A 24,308-nucleotide genomic window follows, 5' to 3' on the forward strand; every position below is an offset into this window, starting at 1 on the left:
GCCGGCGTTTCCGGGCAGGTTCTCACGCGTTCCGGCGCATGGAGACGACACCGAAGTAGCTCGCCCAGCGGCCGCCGGGCATCCAGCCCAGGGCGCGGTCGGCGGCACGGAGCACCGCTGCCGGATACCTGCCGCGGAGCGCAGGCACGTAGCAGGCCATGCGGAAGCACACGACAGTTGGCATCTCCACCGCAACGGTGCCCGGAAAGGCCTCGCGGAACCGCTTGACGGCGGAGGGACCGAGCGGCGCCTCGTCGTCGGTCGAGGCTTTTTCGAGCCCGAAGCGGCCGGGCAGGAGCTTTCGCGCGCCCGAGAGCACCGGGTTGTAGGCCATGGTCTCGACGAAGGCGGCGGGGGCGCCCGGCCGCAGTACCCGGCCGATCTCGCGTGCCGAATCGCCAAGACGCGTGTGATGCAGGACGAACAGGCCGCAGGCGGCGTCGAAGGACGCGTCGGGCAGGCCGGTCTCCTCGGCGCTCGCCAGGCTGAAGGTGACGCGGTCGAGGACGCCACTCCGCGCGGCGCGTTCCCGTGCCAGTTCGAGCGACGCGGGAGACACGTCTACCGCGACGACCTCCGCGCCCCGCAGGGCGAGGGCCGCGGCCAGGAAGCCGTTCCCGGTCCCGAGATCCAGGATCCGCCGCCCCTGCAGCCCGTCCAGGCGGCCGAACACATGCGAGGTCAGCGCCGGTAGGTCGAGATAGGGCAGCCAGGGCTTGGCGCGGTCGTGGAGGTCATCCGGAAGCACCGCCAGGTCTTCCGCAAGCTCGGCCTTTTCGGCGGCGGCAACGGCATCCCAGTGGGACGCCTCCCGGTCGATCCGATGGTCGTCGGCGGGCGTCCTGTTGGCGTGCATCCTGTGCGGCTCCGCGACGTGGCTGGGGGTAATTTCGGCCATGAACCGGTATCGTAGCCATGTCCGGGCGGAAGTCGGAAGAAGCCAGGTCACGGTGCGAAGACGCTGGGACTGTGCCCTCAGCCGGCAAGTGCCTCCCGATAGGCCCGCAGCGTCAGGCGCGCGCATTCCTGCCACGTGTAGCCCGCCGCGCGACGATGCCCGCGGGCGACCAGGTCCCGGCGCATCTCGGGCTCCAGCGCCAGGCGGCGCAGCTTGGCCGCGATATCCTCGACCGACAGTGGGTCGCAGAGCAGCGCGGCGTCGCCGGCGACCTCGCGCAGGGAGGAATTGTCGGAGGTGAGCACCGCCACGCCCGCCGCCATGGCTTCGACGACCGGCAGGCCGAAACCCTCGTAGAGCGATGGATAGGCGAAGACGTCGCAGCCGCCGTACAGGCTGACCAGCTCGTCATCGGGGATGAAGCCGGTGAAGACGACGTGCCCTGCGAGGTCCGGTGCCTGGGCGCGCTGATAGACGTCGCTGTTGGCCCAGCCGGGCTCGCCGCAGAGCACCAGGCGATGCGGGATCGCGCCCTCGCGCTTGAGCAGCGCGAAGGCTTCGAGAAGGCGCGGGAGGTTCTTCCGCGGCTGCAGCGTCCCGACCGAGAGGATATAGGGCCCCTCGATCCCGCGGCGCCCCAGCAGCGCCCGCGTGGCCTCCGGTGACGGGCGCGAGAAGAAATGCGGCGCGACGCCGCCCGGCGTGGTGATGACGCGGCTGGCGACGGCGGGGAACAGCCGCCCGATATCCTCCCGCGCGCTCTCGGAAATCGCCACGATCCGGTCCGCCTGGGTGAGCGCACGCGGAATCAGGTTCCGGAAATAGAGCGTCTTGACCCGTTCATGCGTCTGGCCGTGGCTGAACCAGGTCATATCGTAGATGGTGACGACCTGGCGGCTGTTCTTCCACAACGGCAGGGTGAAGCCCTGCCCGTGCAGCAGTTCCGCGCCATGCCGGCGCACCAGGCCCGGCAGCACCGTCTGCTCCCACATCAGCCGCACGGGGCGGGAAAGACTCGGCGCGTGGATGGTGAAATTGGCCCCGAGCCGGAGATCCCGGCGGCCGAGTTCGGTCGTGTAGACGATGTACTCGTTCTCCGCGTCGATGGCCGACAGCGCGGTCAGGAGTTCATCGATGAAGCGCCCGACGCCCGTTTTGACACCGCCCATCGCCATGGCGTTGATCAGGATTCGGGCCATCGGGCATTCGGTTCCCAGCGCCGGTCACAGGTGGACCCCCTCTCGACAAAGGGGGGCGTGTCGGCTTCCGTAACGATCTAGCCGCGCGGGCCGCGGCTCCGCAATGCCGCCGCGGCCGGCCGGGTGCGCGATGTGTTCCATCGCACGGCGGCATGCCCGGCCGGCATGCTCGATCGGACGCCCGGCCGGGGGGTTAGCCATGACGTTTCCGTGTGAGGCGGAACGATCTAGCCTGCCGGATGCGGGTCATCACAGCGGGGGCTGGAGTATCCGAGGCATGCAGTTCCATGCGACCTCGCTCGAGGGCGCCCATATCGTCGAGCTGAAGCGGATCGAGGATCACCGGGGCTTCCTGGCCCGTTTCTTCTGCGCCCGCACCTTCGAGGAAGCCGGGCTCGAGAGCCGCTTCGTGCAGATCAACAACTCCCTCAGCCGCCGCAAGGGAACCCTGCGCGGGCTGCACTACCAGACGCCACCGCATGCCGAGGTCAAGCTCCTGCGGGTCATCCACGGTGCGGTGTTCAACGTGATCGTCGATGTGCGGAAGGGTTCGCCGACATTCGGCAAGTGGTTCGGGGCCGAGCTCAGCGAAGCCAACCGCCTCATGATGTACACGCCGAAGGGCTTCGCCCATGGCTGCGTGTCGCTGACCGATGATGCCGAGTTCATCTACCTGACGAGCGCCGCCTATGCGCCCGGTTCCGAACGCGGCGTGCGTTACGACGATCCGGCGGTCGGCATCGCCTGGCCAGTCCCGGTCCTCGAAGTCTCCGACAAGGATCGCGCCTGGCCGGATCTCGACCCCGCGATCCACGCGGTGGACCTCGGCGCCGGCTGAGATGGGCATCATCGTCATCGGCGCGATGGGCTTCCTCGGCTCGCATCTCGTCGCGCATCTCCGCGCGCGGCGGGAGGTGGTCCATGTGCTCAGCTACCGGCCCGAGAGGCATCAGGCCTTCCTCGACGAGCTGCTGCAGCGTCTCCGGACGGAGGTGCCGAGCGCGGTCATCCTGGCCGGCGGTTCCCAGAACGGGCGCGACGACCCGCCCGCGCTGCATGAACTGGCGCTGTCGAACGTCGTCCTGCCGGCATCGATCGCGTCGCTGCTGCGCGCGCATGCGCCGGAATGCTGCTTCCTGACCTACGGGACCTCCTGGCAGACCGGCGAGGGTGGGGGCGCGGAACCGTTCAACGCCTATGCCGCGTCGAAGACGGCCGCCGAGGCCTTTCTCGACCATTTCGCGATGGACGGGGTGCGGAGCGCGACGCTCCGGCTCTACGACACCTACGGACCCGGCGACCGGCGAAACAAGGTCGTCAACCTGATCGCGGACGCGATTGCCCGGCGCAGCGACCTCGCCATGTCGTCCGGCGGGCAGATGATCGACCTCGTGCACATCCGCGACGTGCTGGCGGCGACCGATGCGACCCTCGCGCTGCTGCGCGACGCGCCCCCGGGGCGTCACCGGGTCTTCGCCGCGCGCTCCGGCGCGCCGGTCACGATCCTCGAAGTCCTGGCCCTGATGCTGCGGGCGGCGGGCCTCGAACTGGCGGATTTCATCCGCCCGGGCGTCTATCCATACCGTGCGCGCGAAAGGTTCTCGCTATTTGCTGATACGCCGACGCCACCGGGTTGGTCGCCGGGCGTCACGCTCGAGGCAGGGCTGCGGGAACTGCTTGAGGAACGGCGTGCAGCCGCGGACGGTGGCGGCGAACGGACCGGACAGGGCTGACAGGGGGGAGGGCGCGGCGTGCGCGCCCGTGTCGCACCGCCAGGAGCGCTCCGGGCGGGCATGGCCCGGCCGCGCAGCCTGGGTCAACGTTTCCAGCCAACCCGCTGCGGTCCGGACCCGGCCATCCAGGTGCTGCCGTCCAAGCTCCGCTGGCCGGTTCCGACCAGGGCGGCAAGCGCCCGCCTCCTCGGTCAGGCGGGCAGCATGAATCTCTATTGATAATCAGTCGCATTCTCATTATTTTGCGTCGCGATCAGCCCGGTGGGACATCCGCCCGGCATGCGTGTGAGGAAAGGAACAGCTTGCGTGGCCCGTTGGACCGTGGCCGGCATCGCCGCCGTGTCGCTCGCCCGTCCCGATCCGGGTCTGCGGTTGCCGCGCCCAGCGATCGCCGCAGCGTGCGGAACGGACCGCCAGTGACGCACGACGCGCGATCCATCCCCGCATCGACCAGGCCGCCCGCTGAATCGCGCGCTGTGTCCATCTGCCAGGATGCGCACGGCCGCCGGCTCAAACCGCCGCATCACGGCGCGTCTATCCTCAAACGATAGGCTCGCCGCCCCGTCCAACGCCAAGCCAGCGCGCCAGGGACTTCGCCTTCCCCGCCAGCCAGCCAGGCCCCGAACCTGCCTCTCGGAGTGTCCTTGCATGGCTTCCCGCCGCCCATTCGGGCTCTGCGCAACCCTTGCCGCGGTCTGTGCCGCCGGCCCGCTCGCCGCTCAGCAGGCGGCAGACCCGCAGCCCACGCCGCCCGCCGCCATCGCCACGCCGCTCGACGCCGTGACGGCCACCGGCACGCGCACGCCGACCGTCTCCGGCGACAGCGCCACGCCGGTCAGCGTGATGCGCCGCGACGACATCCTGGAACGTGACCAGCGCTCGGTCGCCGAGACCATCCGCGACCTGCCCGGCGTCGAGATCTCCGGCGCGCCGCGGGCGACGGCGATGGAACCGCTGATCCGCGGCCTCGGTGGCGACCGCGTCGTCTTCCGCATCGACGGCGCGCGCAACAACTTCAACGCCGGCCATCGCGGCCGCATGTTCATCGACCCGAACATGCTGCGCCAGATCGACGTGATGCGCGGGCCGGGTTCGACGCTCTACGGTTCGGGCGCGATCGGTGGCGTCGTCGCCATGCGCACCATCGAACCGGACGACATCATCCTGCCCGGATCGGAATTGCCGGTCGGCGGCTTCCTGCGCGGCGGCTACCAGTCCAATGGCAGCATGTGGCGCGGCATCGCGGCCGGTGCCGCGCGGGTGGACGAGTTCTCCGCACTCGGCGCCATCTCCGGCTACAACAACAACAACATGACGGACGGGGCGGGGAACACCATACCCTTCACCGCCGACAACGTCGCGAACGGCCTCGCGCGCGTGCAGTGGCGGCCGGGTTTCCACGTCTTCGATCTCTCGGCGATCGTGTTCCGCGATAGCCATGTGATCCCCATCGCCGCCAACACGGCGACGACGACGAGCGTGACCGACCGCACCACCGAGCAGGAGGTCTACACCCTCCGCTGGAACTGGGCCGATCCGTCGATGCCGCTGCTGGCACCGCAGGTCGTGGTCTATCGCAACCATGTCTCGCTGGATGAACGGCGCCAGACCGGCACCCGCGCGACCGACAACACCGACCTGACGACGATCGGCGTCGATGCACAGAACAACAGCCGCTTCTCGCTGTTCGGCTGGGACAATCACGTGCTGACGATCGGCACGGAGATCTACCGCGACGAGCAGGAAGGCACCTCGAACGGCCGCCCGCGCGGGCAATTCCCTTCCGCCTCGCAGGAGGTCGCGGCCTTCTACATGCAGGACCAGATTGCCTTCCATGGCTTCACCCTGGTTGGCGCGCTGCGCTACGACAGCTTCAACCAGAGCGCCAACGGCAATCCGAACGATTCCAACTTCGACCGGCTCTCGCCCAAGGTCAGCCTGGCCTACCAGGTGCTGCCCTGGCTCGAACCGTATATCTCCTACGCTGAGGCCTTCCGCGCCCCGTCGCTGACCGAGCTCTACGTCTCGGGCCAGCACTTCCCGGGCAACTTCTTCATCCCCAACCCGAACCTGCTGCCGGAGACCTCGCACAACATCGAGGCCGGCGTGAACCTGCGCTTCCGCGACGTGCTGGCCGCCGGCGACCGGCTGCGCATGCGCATCACCGCCTACCAGAACGACATCGACAACTACATCGAGCAGCTGGTCTTCACGACCTACACCGTCTCGCGCAACGTCGCTTCGGCGCGCATCCAGGGTGTCGAGGCGGAGATCCAGTACGACGCCGGCAACTGGTTCGCCGGCATCTCCGCGACCGCGCTGAAGGGCGACAACCGCACGACGAACGAACCGCTCGCCACCATGCCGGCGAGCCGCACGACGCTGTCCGGCGGGTATCGGTTCCTTGAATCCGGCGTGACGGTGGGGGCGCGCTGGCAGTTGGTCGCGGCGCAGGACCGGCAACCGACCTCGGTGCCCGGCCTGGCGCTCGAGACCTCGGGCTATGGGCTGCTGGATCTCTATGCGAGCTGGCGTCCGAACTTCGCGCCGAACCTGCGCTTCGACATCGGCGTCGACAATGTGTTCGACCACGCCTACCGCCGCGCCTCCTGGAATTCGAACCCGCCGCCGAATTTCTACGAGACGGGCATGAACGTCCGCGGCGCGGTCACGCTGACCTTCTGAACCGTGGACGGCGCGATCATCCTGTCGTCGCGCCTGCCGGACCCGCCTGCCACAGAGGCAGGCGGGTCGCGACGCATGGCCGTCGCCGTCTCGCTTGGCCTGCATGCCGCCGTCGCGGCCTGGTTGCTGGCGGATTGGCGCGGCGCGCCGGCGGCCGGCGGGGGGGTGCCGGCCGCCGCGCTGACCGTCGAATGGGCGCCCAGCCGGGGTGAACCCGATGGCGCCGAAGCCGAGATGCCGCCAGCCCCGGTGCTGGCCGAGGCCGTGGCGCCACACGAAGCGCCGCCGCCGGTTCTGCTGGCCGATCTCGCAGTGCCATCGGTGCCCGCGCCTCCGGTGCCGATGCCGCCTGCACCCGCGGCGCCGCCGCCACCGCTTGCCATGCCGGAGCCACCGTTTGTGCCGCAGCAATTTGCCATGGCGGTACCGGCCGAGGCGCCGCCTCCACCACTGCCGGACCCGGCGATGCCGGCGCCCGCGCAGCCGGCCGCGAGCGGGCCGCCTGCACCTTCCGAGGCAGAAGCAGCATCTCCGGCGCCGCCGATCGAACAGGCGACGGCGCGGCTCGACGTCCTGCCGCCGCCGCCGCCGATGCCTGCCGAAGCGCCTCCCGAACCCCGCGCCGCGCCGCCTCGCCCGCCAGCCTCCGCCGAGCGCGCGCTGCGCCGTCCACGGCGTGGCATTCCCAACGCCGCGCAGCAGGCGGCCGCACATGGTGCCACCACCAACGCCGCATCCGGCCCAGCCATCCTGGAGACCGCCGCCGCCGCCACGGATGGCGCACCGATCCTGATGCACGCGCCGCGCTACCGCCGGCCGCCGCGCCCGCCCGACTACCCGCCGCGCGCCGTCGACCTCGGCCTGACCGGCACGGTGATGGTGCGCGCCCTCGTCTCGCCGGATGGCGACACGCAGGAAACGCGCGTCTGGCGTTCCTCCGGCCATCCGCTTCTCGACGCCGCCGCGATCGCGGCGGTGCGTCGCTGGGCCTTCGAACCCGCGCGCACCGGCGGCAGGCCGGTGCCGGCCTGGGTCGAGGTGCCCGTCCACTTTCGCCTGAACTGAGCAGAGGAAGATCCCGCATGACCACCCTCGCCGAACGCCACGCCGCGCTGATCCGCGAAGCCGGCAAGCCGATCCGTGCGCGCGACGCCGCCACGCAACTCGGCACGACCGAGGCCGCCCTCGTCGCCAGCGGCGCGACCGGCGCCGCCACGCCGCTGCGCCCGGACTGGGCGAAGCTGATCGGCGCCATGCCGCAGGCGGGCCGCATCATGGCCCTGACCCGCAACGAGCACGCCGTGCACGAACGCCATGGCCAGTTCGTCGATGTCTCCTCCGGGCCCGGGCATATCCTGGTGCTCGGGCCGGATATCGACCTGCGGCTGTTCCCCGGCCAATGGGCGCACGCCTATGCGCTGGATGGGGAGCGGCCCTCGATCCAGATCTTCGACAAGGATGGCGTCGCCGCGCACAAGATCTTCGCGACCGCCACCACTGACCGCGATGGCTGGGCCCGGATCGTCGCCGACTTCGCCGCCGAAGCCGCGCCGGAACCGCCGGCCGCCCCTGTCGCCCCATCCGGCCCGGCCGATGAAGGTGCGGTCGATGCCCAGGCGCTGCGCGCGGATTGGCTCGCGCTGCGCGACACGCACGACTTCTTCCCGATGCTGCGGCGCCATCGCGCGACGCGCCGCCAGGCCTTCGGCCTTGCCGGGCAGGACCTCGCGCTGCGGCTCGCGCCGGATGCGGGCTCCGCGGTGCTGCGCCTTGCCGCCGCGCAGGCAGTGCCGGTGATGGTCTTCGTCGGCAATCGCGCCGCCATCCAGATCCACACCGGCCCGGTCGAGCGGCTGGTCGACATCCCCGGCTGGTTCAACGTGCTCGATCCCGACTTCAACCTGCATCTGCGCGAAGCGGGCGTGGCCGCCGCCTGGCGCGTGGTGAAGCCGACCGAGGATGGCGCCGTCACCTCGATCGAACTGCTCGACGCGGCGGGGGAGACGGTCGCGCTGCTGTTCGGCGCCCGCAAGCCGGGCCAGCGTGAACGCGAGGATTGGCGCGACATCGTCGGCCAGGTCGCGCAGGCCCATGCGGTGCCGGCGGAGAACGCGGCATGATCACGCGTCGGCTTCTGCTGGCCGGCGGCAGCGCGGCGCTGGCCGCCCCGTCGCGGGCGGCGGGGCCGGGGCGCATCGTCGCGGTGGGCGGGGCGGTGACGGAATGCGCCTTCGCCCTCGGCGCCGGCGATCGCGTGGTCGCGGTGGACAGCACCAGCCGCTTCCCCGCGCCGGTGCGCAGCCTGCCGCAGATCGGGTACATGCGCGCCCTGGCGCCGGAAGGGCTGATCGCGTTGCATCCCGACCTGCTGCTGCTGTCCGAGGAATCCGGCCCGGCGCAGGCGGTCGCCGTGCTGCGTGCGGCCGGGGCGCCGATCCGCCTGATTCCGGAAACGCCCTCCGGCGAGGGTGTCGCCGCCAAGATCCGCGCGGTCGCGGCCGCGTTGGACGTCGATGGCAGCGCGGTCGCCGATACCGTGCTGGCGGATTGGCGCGCGCTCGATGCGCCGATCTCTGCGTTGCGCCCGGTTCGCAGCATCTTCGTGCTGTCGGCGGCGCGCGGCGCGGTGCTGGTCTCGGGTGTCAACACGCATGCGGCGGCGATGCTCGCATCCTGCGGGGCGGCGAATGCGGTGGCCGGCTTCAGCGGCTATCGCCCGCTCTCGGCCGAGGCGGCGGTGCAGATCGCGCCGGAGGCGATCGTCATCATGGACCATGTCCTGCAGGAAGTCGGCGGCATCGAGGCGTTGCTCGCCATTCCCGCGCTGTCCGTCACGCCGGTCGCGCGCACACGGCGCGTGGCGGCGATCGACGGGTCCTATGTCCTCGGCTTCGGGCCGCGCGCGGCACATGCAAGGCGTGACATGGCGCTGCTGCTGCACCCGGGCGCGACACTGCCCGTGCTGCCTGCGCGGGCCTGGACGTGAGCGTCGCCCTGTCGATGGCGACGCCACGGGCGCGCGGCGGTTTCGCGATGCTGCCGCTCGGCCTGGCGTTGCTGGTCTCGGCGATGGCGGCGGGCGTGCTGCTGGGGCCGGCGCACATCACGGCGGCGGGGCTGCTCGCCACCATCCTGGATGCGCTTGGCATCGCGCCGCTGCCGACCGAGCATCTGCGCGACGCGGCGGTGCTCGGCGTGGTGCGCGCGCCGCGCGTGCTGATGGCCGCGCTGGTCGGCGCGGGGCTCGGCGCAGCGGGGGCGGCGATGCAGGGGCTGTTCCGAAATCCGCTGGCCGATCCGGGGCTGATCGGCGTGTCCGGCGGCGCGGCGTTGGCGGCGGTTGGCGCCATCGTGCTCGGCGGCAGCCTGTTCGGCGCGGCGGCCGGGGCGCTGGGTCTGTGGCTGCTGCCGGTCGCGGCCTTCATCGGCGGGCTCGCCGCCACGGCGCTGATGGCGCGGCTCGGCACGGTTCAGGGCGTGGCGGGCGTGGCGACGCTGCTGCTGGCCGGCGTCGCGGTGAATGCGCTGGCCGGGTCGCTCACCGGGCTGTTGATCTTCATGGCCGATGACCGGCAGGTGCGCGACATCACCTTCTGGACGCTGGGCAGCCTGGCCGGGTCGCGCTGGGCACATCTGCCCGTCGTCATGGCGCTGGTCGGCCTGCCGACACTCGCCTTGTGCTGCCTTGCGCGGCCACTCAACGCGCTGCTGCTTGGCGAAGCGGAGGCCTTCCATCTCGGCATCCGGGTCGAGGCGGTGAAGCGTCTGGCGTTGGCGCTGGCGGCGGTGGCGGTGGCGGCCGGCGTCGCCTTCACGGGGCTGATCGGCTTCGTCGGTCTGGTGGTGCCGCATCTCGTGCGGCTTGGTTTTGGGGCGGATCACCGGCTGGCGCTGCCCGGCGCGGCGCTGCTCGGCGGCACGCTGCTGGTGCTGGCGGATCTGCTGGCGCGCAGCCTGGCCGCGCCGGCGGAACTTCCGGTCGGCGTCGTGACGGCCTTGCTCGGCGCGCCCTTCTTCCTGTGGCTGCTGCGCAGCCGGGCAGGGATGGCATGATCGCGGCTGAGGCCATCACCGTGCGCGCTGGCGGGCGGGCGCTGCTGCAGGATGTCACGCTGGCGCTGCATCCAGGTGAGGTGCTCGCCGTGGTCGGACCGAACGGCGCGGGCAAATCGACTCTGCTGCGTGCCCTGGCCGGCGACCTGGCCGTGGCGGGTGGCGCGGTGCGGGCGGAAGGGCGCCTGTTGCGCGCCTGGCGGCCGCTCGACCTGGCGCGACGGCGCGCGGTGGTCAGCCAGCATGTCGCGCTGGGCTTCCCGATGCGGGCGATCGAGGTCGCAGCACTCGGCCGCCTGCCCTGGCACGCGACGGTGCAGGCAGCACGCGATGAGGCTGCGGTCGCGATGGCGATGGAGCAGGCGGGCGTCGCGCATCTCGCCGCCCGCGCCTACGGCACGCTGTCGGGCGGCGAGCGCCAGCGCGTGCAGGTCGCGCGCGCGCTTGCGCAGATCGACGGTGCCGCCGCACCCGCCGCCCTGCTGCTGGACGAACCGACCGCAAGCCTCGATGCCGGGCATCGCGGGCAGCTGCTGCGGCTGCTGCGCCGCCTGGCGCGGCAGGGCGTGGCGGTGCTGGCGGTGCTGCACGACCTGAACGAGGCCGCCTTCGTCGCCGACCGCGTGGCGCTGCTGGTCGATGGACGGCTGGCGGCGGTGGGGAGTGTGGCGGATGCGCTTGATCCGGCGCGGCTGCAGGCCGCCTATGGCGTGCCGTTCCGCCCCGTGCCGGGCGGCGGGCTGCTGCCGGAATTCGGCATGGCGGCGCGCTGACGGCCCCGCGCGCGGGCCTGCGCGACCGAAGCTGCGATGCGAAACGTTGCAGCGCCAAGCCGGCGGCACTGTTGCAGGCTGTGCCGCACATGCAACCTGCTTCGGCGCGTTGCGTTGGCGTCGAAGGCAACGGAGGCGGTCATCATGGAAACGATGCTCGAGCGCACCTCATCGCACGCGAACCATGAGGTCGAAGTCGGTATCTACTGGAAGGCGTGCGCCGCGATCCGTCACGGCGAAGTCGCCACGGGCGTGGCCGACCTTCTTCCCCTTGCCTGGGCGCGCTCGCCGGTCCTGCGTTCCCTTGTGCGAACCGTCCTCGCCAAGCATGGCGCGGTGATCCACTAGGGTCGTTCCCGCGCCTCGGCGCGCGGCAACGCCCCTGTGTCCGTCCGATCACCGCGAAGCGACGGCCTCATCCGCGCCGTGGGTCGCTGCCGGCGCAGCCCGCCGCCCGAAGGCCCGGGCGATGACGTAGAAGACCGGCGTGAACAGCAAGCCGAACAGCGTCACCCCAAGCATGCCGTAGAACACCGCCACGCCGAGGCTCTGGCGCATTTCCGCCCCCGCGCCGGTGGCGATGGTCAGTGGCAGCACGCCCAGGATGAAGGCGAGGCTGGTCATCAGGATCGGGCGCAGCCGGGTGCGCGCGGCTGCGACCGCGGCGTCCCAGCGCGATGCCCCGTCCTCCTCCGCGGCGCGGGCGAACTCCACGATCAGGATCGCGTTCTTCGCGGCAAGGCCGACAAGGACCACCAGCCCGACCTGCACCAGCACGTTGTTGTCGAGCCCGGCATGGCGCACGCCCAGCAGCGCGGCCAGCACCGACATCGGCGCGATCAGCACGATGGCGAGCGGCAACAGCCAACTTTCATACATCGCCGCCAGCACGAGGAAGACGAAGACCACCGCGAGGCCGAAGGCGATCGGCGCGGTGTTGCCGACCAGCTTCTCCTGCAAGGCGATCTCGGTCCACTCATAGCCGAAGCCCTCGGGCAGGTTCTCGGCGAGCACGCGCTCCATGATGGCGATGGCCTGGCCGGTGGAGACTCCCGGAAGTGCGGCGCCCTGCAGTTCCACCGCGGGGAACAGGTTGTAGCGCGGCATGCGGTACGGCCCCGAGGTTTCGTGGAAGGTCGCGATGCTGCCGAGCGGCACCATCGCCCCCGCGTCGGATCGGGTGCGCAGCCGCGCGATGTCCTCGACGCCGGTGCGGTAGGGCGCGTCGGCCTGCGCCGTGACGCGCCAGGTGCGGCCCAGCAGGTTGAAGTCGTTCACGAAGGCCGAGCCGAGATACACGCCCATGGCCTCATGCACCCGGCTGACCGGCACGCCGAGCATCTCGGCGCGCGAGCGGTCGATCTCGGTACGGATCTGCGGCGTGGCCGTGTTGAACAGGCTGAAGGCGAAGGCGATGCCGGGCGTCTGGTTGGCCGCGATCATGACGGATTGCATGGCGCGCTCCATCTCCCGCGGGCCGCGCCCGGCGCGGTCCTGGATCATCAGCTTGAAGCCGCCGCCCGTGCCGATGCCGGGCACGGAGGGCGGCGCCAGCACGAAGACCATCGCGTCCGGATCACCCATCAGCCGGCCCTGCAGGTCGCCGAGGATGCCTGCGAGCGTCAGGCCATGCGCCGCGCGGTCCTCGAAGGACTTCAGCGTCGCGAAGACCACGCCGGCATTCGGCGCATTGGTGAAGGTCGCGCCGTCGAAGCCGACGAAGGCGACCGCGCTCTCGACGCCCGGCGTCGCCAGGATGGAGTCCGAGGCGCGGCGGATCACCGCGTCCGTGCGGCTGAGATTCGCCCCCGGCGGCAGCTGGAAGGCCGCGATGACATAGCCGCGGTCGAGCGGCGGGATCAGCCCGGTCGGCGTCGAGGTCACGGTCCAGCCGGTTGCCGCGAGCAGCCCGCCATAGATCAGCATCAGCAGCACCGGGATGCGGATCAGCCGCCGCGTCAGCCCGCCATAGCCGATGGACAGCCGGTCGAACAGCCAGTTGAAGCCGCGCGCGAAGGCACCGAAGGGCCGCAGTAGCAGCGGGCGCGGACCGTCGTGATGCCCATGCGGCTTCAGCAGGATGGCGGCGAGTGCCGGCGACAGCGTCAGCGACACCAGCGCGGACAGCAGTGTCGCCACCGAGATCGTCACCGCGAATTGCTGGTAGAAGGCGCCGGAGATGCCGGGGATGAAGGCGGTCGGCACGAAGACCGCGACCAGCACCAGGGCGATGGCGATCAGCGCGAAGCCGACCTCGTCCATCGTCCTGCGTGCGGCTTCCAGCGGCGACAACCCGTCCGCCATGTGCCGCTCGGCGTTCTCCACCACCACGATCGCGTCGTCCACCACGATGCCGATGGCGAGGATCAGGCCGAACATGGTCAGCGTGTTCAGCGTGAAGCCGAGTGCGAGCAGGATCGCGAAAGTGCCGATGATGGAGACCGGGATGGCCAGCAGCGGGATCACCGCCGCGCGCCAGTTCTGCAGGAACAGGACGACGACGAGCACCACCAGCACGATGGCTTCGAGGAAGGTCTCCAGCACCGCTTCCATGCTCTCGGCGATGAAGCGCGTGGGGTCGTAGACGATGCTGTAGCCGATGCCTGGCGGGAAGGATCGCGCGGCATCGGCCATGGTCGCGCGCACGGCCGCGGCGGTCTCGAGCGCATTGCTGCCCGGGCGCTGGAACACGCCGATCGCGGTGGCGAGCTGGTTGTTCAGCAGCGCATTCACCGAATAGTCGGCCGCGCCGATCTCGATCCGCGCCACGTCGCGCAGCCGCAGCGGCGCGCCATGCTCGCCGGTCGCGATGATCTGCTCGCCGAACTGCTCCGGCGTCGCAAGGCGGCCCTGCGTCAGCACGGAGAACTCGAAGGCACCGGCCGCCTCGGTGCGCGGCGCCTGGCCGAGCGCGCCGGCGGCGACCTGGACGTTGGCACGGCGCAGCGCGTCCACCACCTCGCCGGCCGTCAGACCGCGCGCGGCGATGCGGTCGGGGTCGAGCCAGACGCGCATCGCATAGTCGCGCGCGCCGAAGACCTGCGCATCGCCCACGCCGTCGATGCGGGCGATGCGGTCCTTGATGTTCAGCGTCGCGTAGTTGGAGATGTATTCATGGTCGCGGCTGCCATCCGGGGAGGTGACATGCACCACCATCAGGAAGTCCGGGCTCGCCTTGCGCACGGTGATGCCGAGGCGGCGGACCTCCTCGGGCAGGCGCGGCTCGGCCACCGCGACGCGGTTCTGCACCAGCACCTGCGCCTGGTCGGCGTCGATGCCCTGGCGGAACACCACCGTCACCACCAGGCGGCCATCGCCCGTGGATTGGGAGGAGACGTAGAGCATCCCCTCCACGCCGTTCACCTCCTGCTCGATCGGGCCGGCCACCGTCTCGGCGATGGTTTCCGAGGAGGCACCAGGATAGAGCGCGGTGATGGTGACGCTGGGCGGGGCGATCTGCGGATATTCCGAGATCGGCAGCCGGAATGCGGCGATCGCGCCAACCAGCGTGATGGCGATCGAGATCACCGCGGCGAAGACCGGGCGGTCGATGAAGAAGCGGGCGAGGCGCATCGGGGCGAGCCTTCGGCGTGGCCGCGTGCGATGCGCGCAGCCTGGGTGGCGGGGGTGGCGGCCGGCCTTACTCGGCCGAGGCGATCGGGCTCGGGCCGATGCGGCCCTGTTCGGGGGTCACGCGCGCACCGGGACGGGCGCGGTGCAGCCCACCGATGATGACGCGGTCCTCCGGCGCGAGGCCGCTGCGCACGACGCGCAGCCCCTCGGTGAGGGGACCGAGGCGGACCTGGCGCGGCGTGACCGTGCCGTCGGCACCGACCGTCAGCACCATCCGCCCGGTCTGGTCAGCCATGACCGATGCGTCGGGCACCAGAAGCGCCGGTGCCTCGCCGGTCGAAAGCCGCAGGCGCGCGAAGCTGCCCGGGGTCAGGAACAGATCGGCGTTGGGCACCACGGCGCGGGCGCGGATGGTGCCGCTGCGCGCGTCGAAGACGCTATCCACGAAGTCGATCTGGCCCTCGCGGGAGAATTCCGCCTCATCCAGCAGGCGGAGCTGCACCGACAGGCTGCCGTCGCGCAGCCCGCCGCGTGCGGCGCGCGCCTGGCGGAGGTACTCGGCCTCGCTGGCATCGAAGGTGACATAGACGGGGTCGAGCGCGACCAGCGTCGTCAGCAGCGTCTGCCCGGCCTGCACGAGATTGCCGGCATCGACGCGGCGGTCGCTGACCCGCCCTGAACGCGGGGCGCGGACCTCGGTGAAGTCGAGGTCGAGTGCCGCCTGCTGCTCGGCGGCCCGGGCGGAGGCGAGGCCGGCCTGCGCCTCGCGCAGCGCGGAGCGGCGGGAATCGAGTTCCGCCTGCGGCGCGATGCGGCTGGCCGCGAGCGGCTCATAACGGGCGACCTGCTGTTCGGCGAGCAGCAGCCGCGCCTCGTTGCGCGCCACCTCGGCCCGCGCGGTGTCGAGCGCGATGCGGAAGGGGCGCTGGTCGATCGTGAAAAGCGGGTCGCCCGCCCGCACGATCGCACCATCGGTGAAATGCACCGCATCCACCTGGCCGGAAACCCGGGCGCGGATCTCGACGCGGGCAGAGGGTTCGACGCGCCCGGTGTGTTCCTGCCACTCGGTCACCGGCCGGGCGAGCGGCGCGGCGACAGTGACTGGCGGCGGCGCGGGCTGGGCCAGGGCGACGGGCGCGGTGGCGGTCAGGGCGGCGCCGACGGCCGCGCCCTGGAAGCGGGCCAGCCATGACATCCAAAGGCTTTCCGCCTGTTCAGGAGCCTTGCGCGAGGGGGAGGGCATGGCCTATCTCCAGAGTGATGTTACCGACCGGTTCGTCTCGGCGCTAAGTAGAGTTACCGGTCGGTATCATCAAGGCATTTTTTTGTGCATCGCAACGGTTGCACAGAGGAGGTTGGTCACCATGCAGGGCGATGTCGCCGCCAGGCCCAAGGCCGCCGAGCGGATCCAGGACGCCGCGCGCGAGCTGTTCGAGCGCCAGGGCATCCGCGCCACAGGCGTCGAGGAGGTCTGCCGCGTCGCGGGTGCCACGAAGATGAGCCTCTACCGCGCCTATCCCAGCAAGGATGCGTTGGTGGCGGCGATCCTGGCCGAGGATGCCGCCGAGCACGACGCCTGGGTCGAGGAATCGCTGGCGCAGGAGAAGGACGCCGCAGGCCGTTTGCGCGCGCTGATCGAGGCGACCGCGGCCGAGGTGGCGGAGCCTGGCGTCTGTGGCTGTCCGATGCTGTTGGCCCAGGCCGAGTTCCGCGACCCGGAGCACCCGACCTACCAGGTCGTCGCCGATTTCAAGCGCGGGTGTCATGAGCGCATCCGCAGCCTTGCCGAGCAGGCGGGCGCCCATGATGCGCCCGGGCTCGCCGACCAGCTTTCGGTGATCATCGAAGGCGCGATCGCCGCGCGGAGCTACCTCGGCGAGGCACGCGCCGCGGAGACGCTGCGGCGTTGCGGCGCCTTGCTGATCGGGGCGGCGCTGCTGGCGGCGTGACATCGCGGGCTGCCCGTCGGCACGGACCTGCGCCCCGCCGCCTGCTTGGAAGGCCGCGATGCCTCCGCTACACCGGCCGATGATTGCGCCCATCCGCCAGGCCCGGCCGGATGCCCCAGGCCCACCGACGGATACCGCCCGATGCAGGTCAGCGAGACGCTCCGTGACGGCCTGAAGCGCGGCTACGTCATCACCCTGCCGGCGGCGCATCTGACCGGCCTGCGCGACAACCGGCTCGACGAGATCGCGCGCGCGGTGCCGGTGGCTGGATACCGCCGGGGGGAGGCGCCCCGGGCCGTCATCCTGCAGCGCTTCGGCGCCTCGGTGCTTGGCGAGGTGCTGGAACAGGAGGTCGCCGAGGCGGTGCGCCGGCTCGTCGCCGACCGCGCCCTGCGTCCCGCCCGGCCGCCGGCCGTCGAGGTGGCCAGCTTCGCCGAGGACAGCGACCTCGTCATCCGCGTCACGCTCGAGGACCTGCCCGAGGTGCCGCTGCCCGACGCCACCGGCCTCCGGCTGGAGCGGCTGCGCGCACATCCGGGGGAGGCGCAGCTGCGCCGGGCGCTGGCGCGGCTTGCGGCGCGCCACGGCACCGTGGAGGAGGTCGAGGCGCGGCCCGCCGAGCGCGGCGACATCCTGGTCTGCGACCTCATGGGCGGGCTGCCGGCGGACCTGCTGGCCAACGGGACCGGCCTCGGCGCGCGGGCGGGCAGCCCGGGGCTGCCGCCAGCCAATTGGTCCATCGACCCCTCGCCGGGGCTGCGCGCCGAGATCGTCGCGACGGACATCGAGAATGGCCTGCCCTGCTTCGATCTCCGGCTGCGCGGCAGCGCCGCGGCGGGGGCCTTCCTGCGCGTCTTCCCCGCGAGGCCCAAGGGACTCCCCGCGGTGGCCGGGCAGGTGCTGACCCTGTGCATGCGCGCGCGCCTCATCGGCGGGACCCTGCCGGAGGGCAGCGAGGCGCATCTCGGCTTCAACGCACGCTCAGAGGATGACTTCCTGCGCAGCCAGCGACAGCGCGCCGTGCTCGGGGCGGAGGAGATGCGCGCCTCCCTCGCGATGGTCGGCGATCCGGCGCTGGCCTTCGCGCGGCCGGTGCTGGAGATCACCTTCCGCCGCGGCGCCGAGCTGGACCTGACGCTGCGCATCGGCCCGGCCCGCGTCTTCGCCGGGACCGAGGAACCCGAAGCCATGCTGTTCAATGGCGGCGACCTGACCGGCCAGGCGATGGAGGTCGGCGCGCCGGGCCTGTCGGCGCAACTGGAAGGTCTCTCCCCCGGGCAGACGCGGATGGTCGAGGTGTTGCTGTCCGCCGATCACGCGGTGAGCGAATTGGCGAACCGCCGCGCGCGTTATGTCGTGGCCGCGCGGGCGCTGAAGCGGCGCCGGCCGTTGGCGCAGGGCGATGCGCTGGCGCGCGCGGTCGGGCAGGCCGATTCCGTCGCGCTGGAAGCCGCGATGATGCGATCGCTCCAGCGCGAATACGATGCGCGGTCCCGCCTGCGGCTGAAGGCCGCGCTGCTGGATGCCCTGGCCGCGACCGCCGACTTCCCGATCCCGGATTGCCTGCTGGATGCCGAGTTCGAGCAGATCTGGCAGCGCCGGCAGGCGGAACGGCAGGCTGGCCGTAGCGACGCCGCCGATGCCGGCAAGGATGACGCGGCGCTGCGCGGCGAGTACCGCGCCGTCGCCGCGCGACGCATTCGCCTGCGCCTGATGCTGGCCGAACTCGCGCGCGCCCATGATGTGGCGGTCTCGGAGGAGGAGATGGCGCGTGCCATCCGCCAGGATGCGGCGCGCTATCCGGGGCAGGAACGCCAGGTGCTCGACTTCTACCGCGGCAACGCCGAGGCGCTGGACGGGCTGCGCGCCCCGTTGCTGGAGGAGAAGGTGGTCGATCTGCTGATCGCGCGTGCCGAGGTCAGCGACAGGATGGTGACGCCCGAGGAGCTCAGCGGCGCGGCGTGAGGATGCATTGGGCGGCGCATCCCCTCATGCGCCGCCCATGTGGCTATCCGCGGAAGTTGAAGGTGTGGACGTGGATCAGCAGCGTGTTCGCCTGCTGGCGGAAGATGCTGGTGACGTTGCCCTGGCGGTCGCCTGCCCCCTGCGGGAGGCTGACAGTATAGGTTCCGGCCGCCCAGGCCCCGCCCGGATCGAAGTGCTGAAACTGGAAGCGGATGTTGCCGAAACCCTGGTTGAACCGCCCCTTGTAGTTCTCGGCGATCGCCTGCCGGCCGATGACGATCGGCGCCGGGCCGATGAGGATGGCGTCCTCGGTGAAGCAGGCCCCGATTCCGTCGGCGTCGTTGCGGCCATAGGCTTCGGTGAAGTTCCGGAAGAGGGTGTCGATGGCCTGTCGATGGTCGCCTGTCTGGGCTTGCGCCAAGGCGATATGGCCGAAGATTCCGCCGGGAATCGCCAGCGCGAGGGTGCGACGCAACATGAGTTTCCTCCCGTGTTGTGTCCCGGCGGCCGGACGCTATCGCATCTCGTCACGCAGATACGAGATTTCGTTTCGAAATCGGCATATACGGCTGCGCTGCCGCCCGGACCGCGGTGGATCGCGCGGCCCCGGGCGGTCGGGATCTGCTCTAGGTCTGCGCCCCGCCATTCACCTGCAGCATTTGCGCGTTGACATAGGCGCCGCCATCCGAGACCAGCATCCGCGCCACCGCGGCGACTTCCGCCGGCGTGCCCTCCCGCCCCAGCGGCACCTTCGCCACTGCCGCTGCGCGATAGGCCGTCATCGGTGCGTCGCCCTCGCCATCGGCGGCGATCGGGCCGGGCGAGATGGCGTTCACCGTGATCCCCTTCGGCCCGAATTCCTTGCCGAGCGCCTTGGTCAGGCCCCAGACGCCATGCTTGGCCACGCTGACCGCAGGCCGTCCGGCATAGCCGTGCATTGCATTCATGCCGGTGAAGTTGACGATGCGCCCCCAGCCGCGCGCCAGCATGCCCGGCAGGCAGGCGCGCGACAGCCACACCGCGGCATCCATGTCCACCGCGATGACCCGTCGCCATTCGGCATCCTCCATCTCCAGGAACGGCTTGGCGGGGCGGAGCGCGGCGTTGTTCACCAGCACGTCCACGGCGCCGAAGCGGGCGATGGCCTCGGCGGCGATGCGGGCGCATTCCGCCGCGCTGCCGACATCGCCCATCACCACCACGGCCTCGACCCCGAAGCCGCGCGCCGCCGTCGCCACCGCCTCGCAGGCCGCGCGGTCGGACGACCCGTTCACCACCACGTTGAAGCCGTCCTCGGCCAGGCCGAGTGCGACCGCGCGCCCGATACTGCGTCCCGCCCCGGTGATGAGGGCCGTCCTGCGCTGCTGGGTCATGTCGTGAATCCTCGCCAATGGTCCGGCCTGCTTACCGTGCCCCGCTTCACCCGGCGAGGTGCCGCCCCCTGGCCAAGCCGCCCGGTTCGCGCCTATGTGCTGCGATCGCCGGCGCCGGCCGGCGCAGCCTCCACCATGATCCGCGGTGCTGCCCCATGACCACCCAAGGCCCTGTCCACCTGCGCTGGCGTTCCGCCGGTGCCGCGCCGGAAACCGAGACCTTCGCCGATCTCGATGCCGCTCTCGACGCGGTGGAGGAGCGGTGGGAGGACCTGCAGCACCAGGCGCCGCAGATCCTCGACGCCCGCCGCATCCTGCTGATCACGACCGAGCAGCTGCACGCCGCGATGATCGAAGGCGAGGAGGACGCGGCCGGCTGAGCCGGCCCGCCCGGCCTAGAGGCGGTGCCGTTCGCCCTGGCGCACGGTAGCGACTCCAGCCCTTGTGCCTTTGCGAGCATCTTCATCCGATCAGTGATTCCACCTGATCGGGATCTGCCCTAGGGCGTCGGCGGCGACGCCCCGCGGCGCCAGCGATGCAATGGCGCGCGGATCGACAGCGGCACCACCGCCCGCCATATCGCCGCCACGCCACGGTGCAGCCGCCGCAGCGGGTCGTGCTGCAGCAGCGCCTCCATCGCCTCGCCACGCGCCGCGATGGCCGACGCCTCGCCGCGCAGCGCCTCCAGCGCCGGCGTGATCGCTGCCTGGAGATCGGCGAGCTGGGTGACCTGTTCGCGCAGGGTGGCGACCTGCCCCGGCAGAATCTCGATAGGGGATGGCGCTGGGGGCCAGCCCGCGCCGACCGAGATGGAAAGCGGCCGCCACGGCGCCTGAAGGTCGAAGCTCGGCACCCAGCCGGCAATGAAGGCGCCGACCGCCGCGGCGGCCTGTGCCGGGTCCGCGACCTCATCCTCGGCCAGCACCTCGGCGTGGATCGCCTCGATGTGGTCGAGCAGCGCTTCGAAGTCGCGTTCCGACCGCACCAGCGCCGATGCCGCCGCGGCTTCCGTGGCGGACCATTCGGCGATGGCCGCGGCGATCGGGCCGGGGGCGGCCGGGCTGGTCAGCACGCCGGCGCCGAGGTTCCAGGGCAGCCAAGCCTCCGCCCGCGCACGGGTCAGGAAGCCGGCGCAGCCGCGCGCATCGCAGACCACGACGCCGGCCCCGGCGGCGGCGGCCTCCAGCGCCGTGCGCGCGGTGGCGAAGACCAGGTCGGTGGTGGCAAACAGCGCCTCGGGTGTGTCCGTCATGCGGCCGGGCCCGAGGCCGAATTCCTCGATCGCGATGCCCGCCGCCGCGCAGGCGGCGCGGATGGCGGGCAGGTGCGCGCCCTGCTTGGTCAGCACGACGGCCCGGCTGGGCCGCGCGGGCAGCGCCATGGTGCGCGGCGGGATGCGCGACAGGTCCACGGCATTTGGCAGCAGCCCGACCGCCTCCGCTGGCACGCCGTCGGCGATCAGGCGCGCGCGGCACCGTTCATCGACCCCGAAGATGCGCCGGATCGCCGGATGTGGTGGCGCCGCGTCGAACGGCGCGGTGGCATCGTGGCTGACGAAGATGCCCGGCACGCCGGGATGCGCCGCGAGGGCGGCCATGGCGGGGCCGGTATGATGCGCGTGGATGATGTCAGGACGTCGCGGTAGCGCGCCGGGATCGGTCACCACCACGTGCCCGCGCGCGCGCATGCGCGTCGCAAGCGCCCCAGCTTGCGATGTGAAGACCATCACGTCATGGCCGCGCCGGCGCAGCCCGTCGGCCAGCTGATCCGTCACCACCTCGGTGCCGCTGCGCCGGGTCAGCATGATGTTGGTCAGCAGGATCGCGCGCGGGGCGCGCGTTTTGTCCGGAATCGACGGGGGCATTACCCTGCCCGTATGACACGCCCGTTGCTGATCGTCGCGCATCCCGGCCACGAGTTGCGCCTGTTCGCATGGATGGAACGGGAACGGCCGCTGCTGTGCATCCTGACCGACGGCTCGGGCAGCGTCGCCCCCGCCCGCACCCGGTATTCCGCGGCGCTGGCGCGCGCCTGCGGCGCCGCATGCGGGCCTGCCTTCGGCGTCATGCCCGACCGCGCCTGGTATGCGGCGATCCTCAATGGCGACGCCGCGCCCTTCGTCGCGGCGGTCGCGGCGATTGCCGCGGCCGCCACCCCTGGCGCACCGGTGATCGCCGACCCGGTCGAGGGCTACAACCCGATGCACGACCTTGCCGCGGCCGTGGCGGATGCCGTGGCGGCGCGCACCGGCGGGGTACGACTGACCTATCCGTTGATGGCCGCGCGGGACGGCGGGGAGGTGCTGCGCCTCAATGCGGCCTGCCTGGCGCGCAAGCGCGAGGCCGTCCTGGCCTATACGCCCCTGGCCGAGGAAGCCGCGACCATGCTGCGCGCGCAGCCGGACGCGCTGGCCGAGGAACGCATCCTGCCTGACGCCCATGGCTGGCCGGCCTCGGCCGTGCCGGCCTATGAGCGGATCGGCGCCGAACGGGCCGCGCGTGGCGTCTATGGGCGGACGATTCGCTATGCCGAGCACGTCCGGCCGTTGGCGCTGATGCTACGGGAGGCGGTGCCGGCCTGACCGGGTGACGATGCGCCCTCAGGCAAGGGCGTGAGGGGCTTTCCTGAGCCTGGAGTCGGCGCCGCGAGGCGCCGCGAACGCTGCGCGCCTCATGCAGGCGGCGCGGCCTATCCCTGGACCGGCGGTCCGGCGAAGCCCGGCCAGTAATGGCCATCTGGCGTCGGCCGCTTGCCGAAGATGGCCTGGCCGACGCGGACGACGTCGGCGCCTTCGGCGATCGCTTCCTCGAAATCTCCCGACATGCCCATGGAGAGCTCGGTCACGGCAGGGTCGATCACCATCGCCTCATCCCGCAGGCGCCGCAGCAGCGCGAAGCAGGGGCGGACCTTCGCCATGTCGGTGCTGAAGACGGCCAGCGTCATCAGGCCCCGCGGCTTCAGCCGAGGGAAGCGCGGCAGCTCCTTGATGAAGGGCAACAGCGCGTCCGGTTCCAGGCCGTACTTGCTCTCCTCCTTCGAGGTGTTCACCTGGACATAGACGTCGAGATCCCGCTCCTCCTGCTCGAGGCGCGTGTTGAGAAGCTCCGCCAGGCGCAGGCTGTCGAGCGCGTGGAACTCGCGGGCGAAGCGGGCCAGGTACTTCACCTTGTTGGTCTGCAGGTGGCCCACGATGCTCCAGTCGATGGGAAGGTCGGCAAGACTCTCTCGCTTCGAGGACGCTTCCTGGATCTTGTTCTCGCCGAAGGCATGGATGCCGGCCGCGTAGGCCAGGCGCAGGATGTGGGCGGGGACGGTCTTGGTGATCGGCAGCAGGCGGACCGAGGCCCGCTCGCGGCCCGCGCGGGCACAGGCGGTCACGATCCGGTCCTCGACCGCCGCGAGATTGGCCTGGAACGCGCCTTGCGGATCGGGACCGAAGCGCTCGATATCCGCGTCCGACAGGGCGGTTTCGGTGCCAGCCGCAAGGTCCATCCTCGGCTCCCGTGCCTTCAGGTGCATTCGCCGGGCCTGCAGACCGCCATGGGATCAGGCTGCCTCACGACCGCCGCCACGCGTCCTTCGCCGACCAGCGCCATGATCTCGGCGCCGAGTTGCAAGTCCGGAATATGCCCAAGGGTTTGGCGCCGCAAGCGCCCCTCGCGATCAATCAGAAGCGTGGTGGGCGTTCCCTCCAACCCGTAGCTGCGCATCGTGTGGGGCTGCCCCAGGCCGTCCGGCTCATCGATACCGACGGGGAAGCGGATGCGATACTCGTGCAGGAAAGCCCGCAGCGCATTCGGCCCCATGGCGTCGTGATGCTCGAAGACGCAATGCAGGCCGATGACCGCGACGTCCGTCGGCTTGAACAAATCCGCGACACGCTGGGCCTGCGGCAATCCATGGCTGACGCAGCCCGGGCAGAGCATCTGGAACGCGCAAACCATCACCGTTCGGCCCCGCAGCGCAGCCAAGGTGATCGGTGCCGCGGTGTTGAACCACTCGCTGATGCGCCACTCAGGCGCCACGACGGACGAGGACATCGGGTACTCCTCAATGGCGGGCGAACCAGCGGATCGCTCGACCATGCCGGATCGCGACATGTGCCGC

The 24,308-nt window shown here is 71.3% G+C and carries 22 protein-coding genes; 13 read left to right on the plus strand and 9 right to left on the minus strand.

Features of this window, described 5'->3' with window-relative positions:
• Window positions 1-22: 22 nt before the first annotated feature.
• The gene (locus AC2YHJ_RS01520) at window positions 23-949 is read right to left on the minus strand and encodes a class I SAM-dependent methyltransferase (protein ID WP_487393535.1); all 927 of its coding nucleotides are present in this window, start codon (window positions 947-949) and stop codon (window positions 23-25) included.
• Window positions 950-975: 26 nt separating this feature from the next.
• The gene (locus AC2YHJ_RS01525; protein ID WP_487393536.1) at window positions 976-2,097 is read right to left on the minus strand and encodes a glycosyltransferase family 4 protein; all 1,122 of its coding nucleotides are present in this window, start codon (window positions 2,095-2,097) and stop codon (window positions 976-978) included.
• A 277-nt stretch (window positions 2,098-2,374) separates the two neighbouring features.
• On the opposite strand from AC2YHJ_RS01525, the gene rfbC reads away from it, so the two are divergent.
• The 9 genes from rfbC (at window position 2,375) to AC2YHJ_RS01570 (ending at window position 11,689) form a co-directional block, all read left to right on the plus strand.
• A complete protein-coding gene (gene rfbC / locus AC2YHJ_RS01530; RefSeq protein WP_487393537.1) occupies window positions 2,375-2,935 on the plus strand; it encodes a dTDP-4-dehydrorhamnose 3,5-epimerase in 561 nt (186 codons plus the stop codon).
• 1 nt (window position 2,936) lies between these two features.
• Complete coding sequence (locus AC2YHJ_RS01535) at window positions 2,937-3,830, plus strand: NAD-dependent epimerase/dehydratase family protein (protein WP_487393538.1); 894 nt, start codon at window positions 2,937-2,939, stop codon at window positions 3,828-3,830.
• Window positions 3,831-4,478: 648 nt separating this feature from the next.
• Window positions 4,479-6,515: a TonB-dependent hemoglobin/transferrin/lactoferrin family receptor gene (locus tag AC2YHJ_RS01540; RefSeq protein WP_487393539.1), complete on the plus strand. Its 2,037-nt coding sequence runs from the start codon at window positions 4,479-4,481 to the stop codon at window positions 6,513-6,515.
• A 75-nt stretch (window positions 6,516-6,590) separates the two neighbouring features.
• Window positions 6,591-7,580: an energy transducer TonB gene (locus tag AC2YHJ_RS01545; RefSeq protein WP_487393540.1), complete on the plus strand. Its 990-nt coding sequence runs from the start codon at window positions 6,591-6,593 to the stop codon at window positions 7,578-7,580.
• A gap of 17 nt (window positions 7,581-7,597) precedes the next feature.
• Window positions 7,598-8,635 carry a hemin-degrading factor gene (locus AC2YHJ_RS01550; RefSeq protein WP_487393541.1) on the plus strand — a complete coding sequence of 346 codons (1,038 nt, stop codon included), beginning with the start codon at window positions 7,598-7,600 and terminating at the stop codon, window positions 8,633-8,635.
• Window positions 8,632-9,501, plus strand: a complete 870-nt coding sequence (locus tag AC2YHJ_RS01555) for a heme/hemin ABC transporter substrate-binding protein (RefSeq protein ID WP_487393542.1) — start codon at window positions 8,632-8,634, stop codon at window positions 9,499-9,501. Before AC2YHJ_RS01550 ends, AC2YHJ_RS01555 begins: the two co-directional genes overlap by 4 nt.
• Window positions 9,498-10,568, plus strand: coding sequence for a FecCD family ABC transporter permease (locus tag AC2YHJ_RS01560; RefSeq protein ID WP_487393543.1), 1,071 nt, complete (start codon window positions 9,498-9,500; stop codon window positions 10,566-10,568). The genes AC2YHJ_RS01555 and AC2YHJ_RS01560 overlap by 4 nt, the downstream gene beginning before the upstream one ends.
• Window positions 10,565-11,341, plus strand: coding sequence for a heme ABC transporter ATP-binding protein (locus AC2YHJ_RS01565; RefSeq protein WP_487393544.1), 777 nt, complete (start codon window positions 10,565-10,567; stop codon window positions 11,339-11,341). Before AC2YHJ_RS01560 ends, AC2YHJ_RS01565 begins: the two co-directional genes overlap by 4 nt.
• A gap of 144 nt (window positions 11,342-11,485) precedes the next feature.
• Window positions 11,486-11,689, plus strand: coding sequence for a hypothetical protein (locus tag AC2YHJ_RS01570; RefSeq protein WP_487393545.1), 204 nt, complete (start codon window positions 11,486-11,488; stop codon window positions 11,687-11,689).
• Between the two features lie 48 nt (window positions 11,690-11,737).
• Here the strand turns inward: AC2YHJ_RS01570 and AC2YHJ_RS01575 are convergent, their stop codons facing one another.
• Together AC2YHJ_RS01575 and AC2YHJ_RS01580 are read right to left on the minus strand one after the other, a co-directional pair.
• Window positions 11,738-14,914: an efflux RND transporter permease subunit gene (locus AC2YHJ_RS01575; RefSeq protein WP_487393546.1), complete on the minus strand. Its 3,177-nt coding sequence runs from the start codon at window positions 14,912-14,914 to the stop codon at window positions 11,738-11,740.
• 67 nt (window positions 14,915-14,981) lie between these two features.
• Window positions 14,982-16,109 (minus strand): efflux RND transporter periplasmic adaptor subunit, encoded by a 1,128-nt coding sequence (locus AC2YHJ_RS01580; RefSeq protein WP_487393547.1) that lies wholly within the window; start codon window positions 16,107-16,109, stop codon window positions 14,982-14,984.
• A gap of 46 nt (window positions 16,110-16,155) precedes the next feature.
• On the opposite strand from AC2YHJ_RS01580, the gene AC2YHJ_RS01585 reads away from it, so the two are divergent.
• Together AC2YHJ_RS01585 and AC2YHJ_RS01590 are read left to right on the plus strand one after the other, a co-directional pair.
• The gene (locus AC2YHJ_RS01585) at window positions 16,156-16,863 is read left to right on the plus strand and encodes a TetR/AcrR family transcriptional regulator (protein ID WP_487393548.1); all 708 of its coding nucleotides are present in this window, start codon (window positions 16,156-16,158) and stop codon (window positions 16,861-16,863) included.
• A gap of 141 nt (window positions 16,864-17,004) precedes the next feature.
• A complete protein-coding gene (locus tag AC2YHJ_RS01590) occupies window positions 17,005-18,828 on the plus strand; it encodes a trigger factor (protein WP_487393549.1) in 1,824 nt (607 codons plus the stop codon).
• A gap of 43 nt (window positions 18,829-18,871) precedes the next feature.
• Here the strand turns inward: AC2YHJ_RS01590 and AC2YHJ_RS01595 are convergent, their stop codons facing one another.
• Together AC2YHJ_RS01595 and AC2YHJ_RS01600 are read right to left on the minus strand one after the other, a co-directional pair.
• Window positions 18,872-19,306: a YybH family protein gene (locus AC2YHJ_RS01595; protein ID WP_487393550.1), complete on the minus strand. Its 435-nt coding sequence runs from the start codon at window positions 19,304-19,306 to the stop codon at window positions 18,872-18,874.
• Between the two features lie 148 nt (window positions 19,307-19,454).
• Window positions 19,455-20,201: an SDR family NAD(P)-dependent oxidoreductase gene (locus tag AC2YHJ_RS01600; protein ID WP_487393551.1), complete on the minus strand. Its 747-nt coding sequence runs from the start codon at window positions 20,199-20,201 to the stop codon at window positions 19,455-19,457.
• Between the two features lie 155 nt (window positions 20,202-20,356).
• On the opposite strand from AC2YHJ_RS01600, the gene AC2YHJ_RS01605 reads away from it, so the two are divergent.
• Window positions 20,357-20,581: a hypothetical protein gene (locus AC2YHJ_RS01605; protein WP_487393552.1), complete on the plus strand. Its 225-nt coding sequence runs from the start codon at window positions 20,357-20,359 to the stop codon at window positions 20,579-20,581.
• 119 nt (window positions 20,582-20,700) lie between these two features.
• Here the strand turns inward: AC2YHJ_RS01605 and AC2YHJ_RS01610 are convergent, their stop codons facing one another.
• Window positions 20,701-22,065 carry a glycosyltransferase family 4 protein gene (locus AC2YHJ_RS01610; protein WP_487393553.1) on the minus strand — a complete coding sequence of 455 codons (1,365 nt, stop codon included), beginning with the start codon at window positions 22,063-22,065 and terminating at the stop codon, window positions 20,701-20,703.
• 12 nt (window positions 22,066-22,077) lie between these two features.
• Between AC2YHJ_RS01610 and AC2YHJ_RS01615 the strand changes: the two genes are divergently transcribed.
• Window positions 22,078-22,782, plus strand: a complete 705-nt coding sequence (locus tag AC2YHJ_RS01615; protein ID WP_487393554.1) for a hypothetical protein — start codon at window positions 22,078-22,080, stop codon at window positions 22,780-22,782.
• A 107-nt stretch (window positions 22,783-22,889) separates the two neighbouring features.
• On the opposite strand, the gene AC2YHJ_RS01620 is transcribed toward AC2YHJ_RS01615, so the two are convergent.
• Together AC2YHJ_RS01620 and AC2YHJ_RS01625 are read right to left on the minus strand one after the other, a co-directional pair.
• Window positions 22,890-23,693, minus strand: coding sequence for a YggS family pyridoxal phosphate-dependent enzyme (locus tag AC2YHJ_RS01620; RefSeq protein ID WP_487393555.1), 804 nt, complete (start codon window positions 23,691-23,693; stop codon window positions 22,890-22,892).
• Between the two features lie 17 nt (window positions 23,694-23,710).
• Window positions 23,711-24,301 carry a peroxiredoxin family protein gene (locus AC2YHJ_RS01625; RefSeq protein ID WP_487393556.1) on the minus strand — a complete coding sequence of 197 codons (591 nt, stop codon included), beginning with the start codon at window positions 24,299-24,301 and terminating at the stop codon, window positions 23,711-23,713.
• Window positions 24,302-24,308: the final 7 nt, after the last annotated feature.

The sequence above is a fragment of the Roseomonas sp. SRI_022 genome (assembly GCF_057586215.1).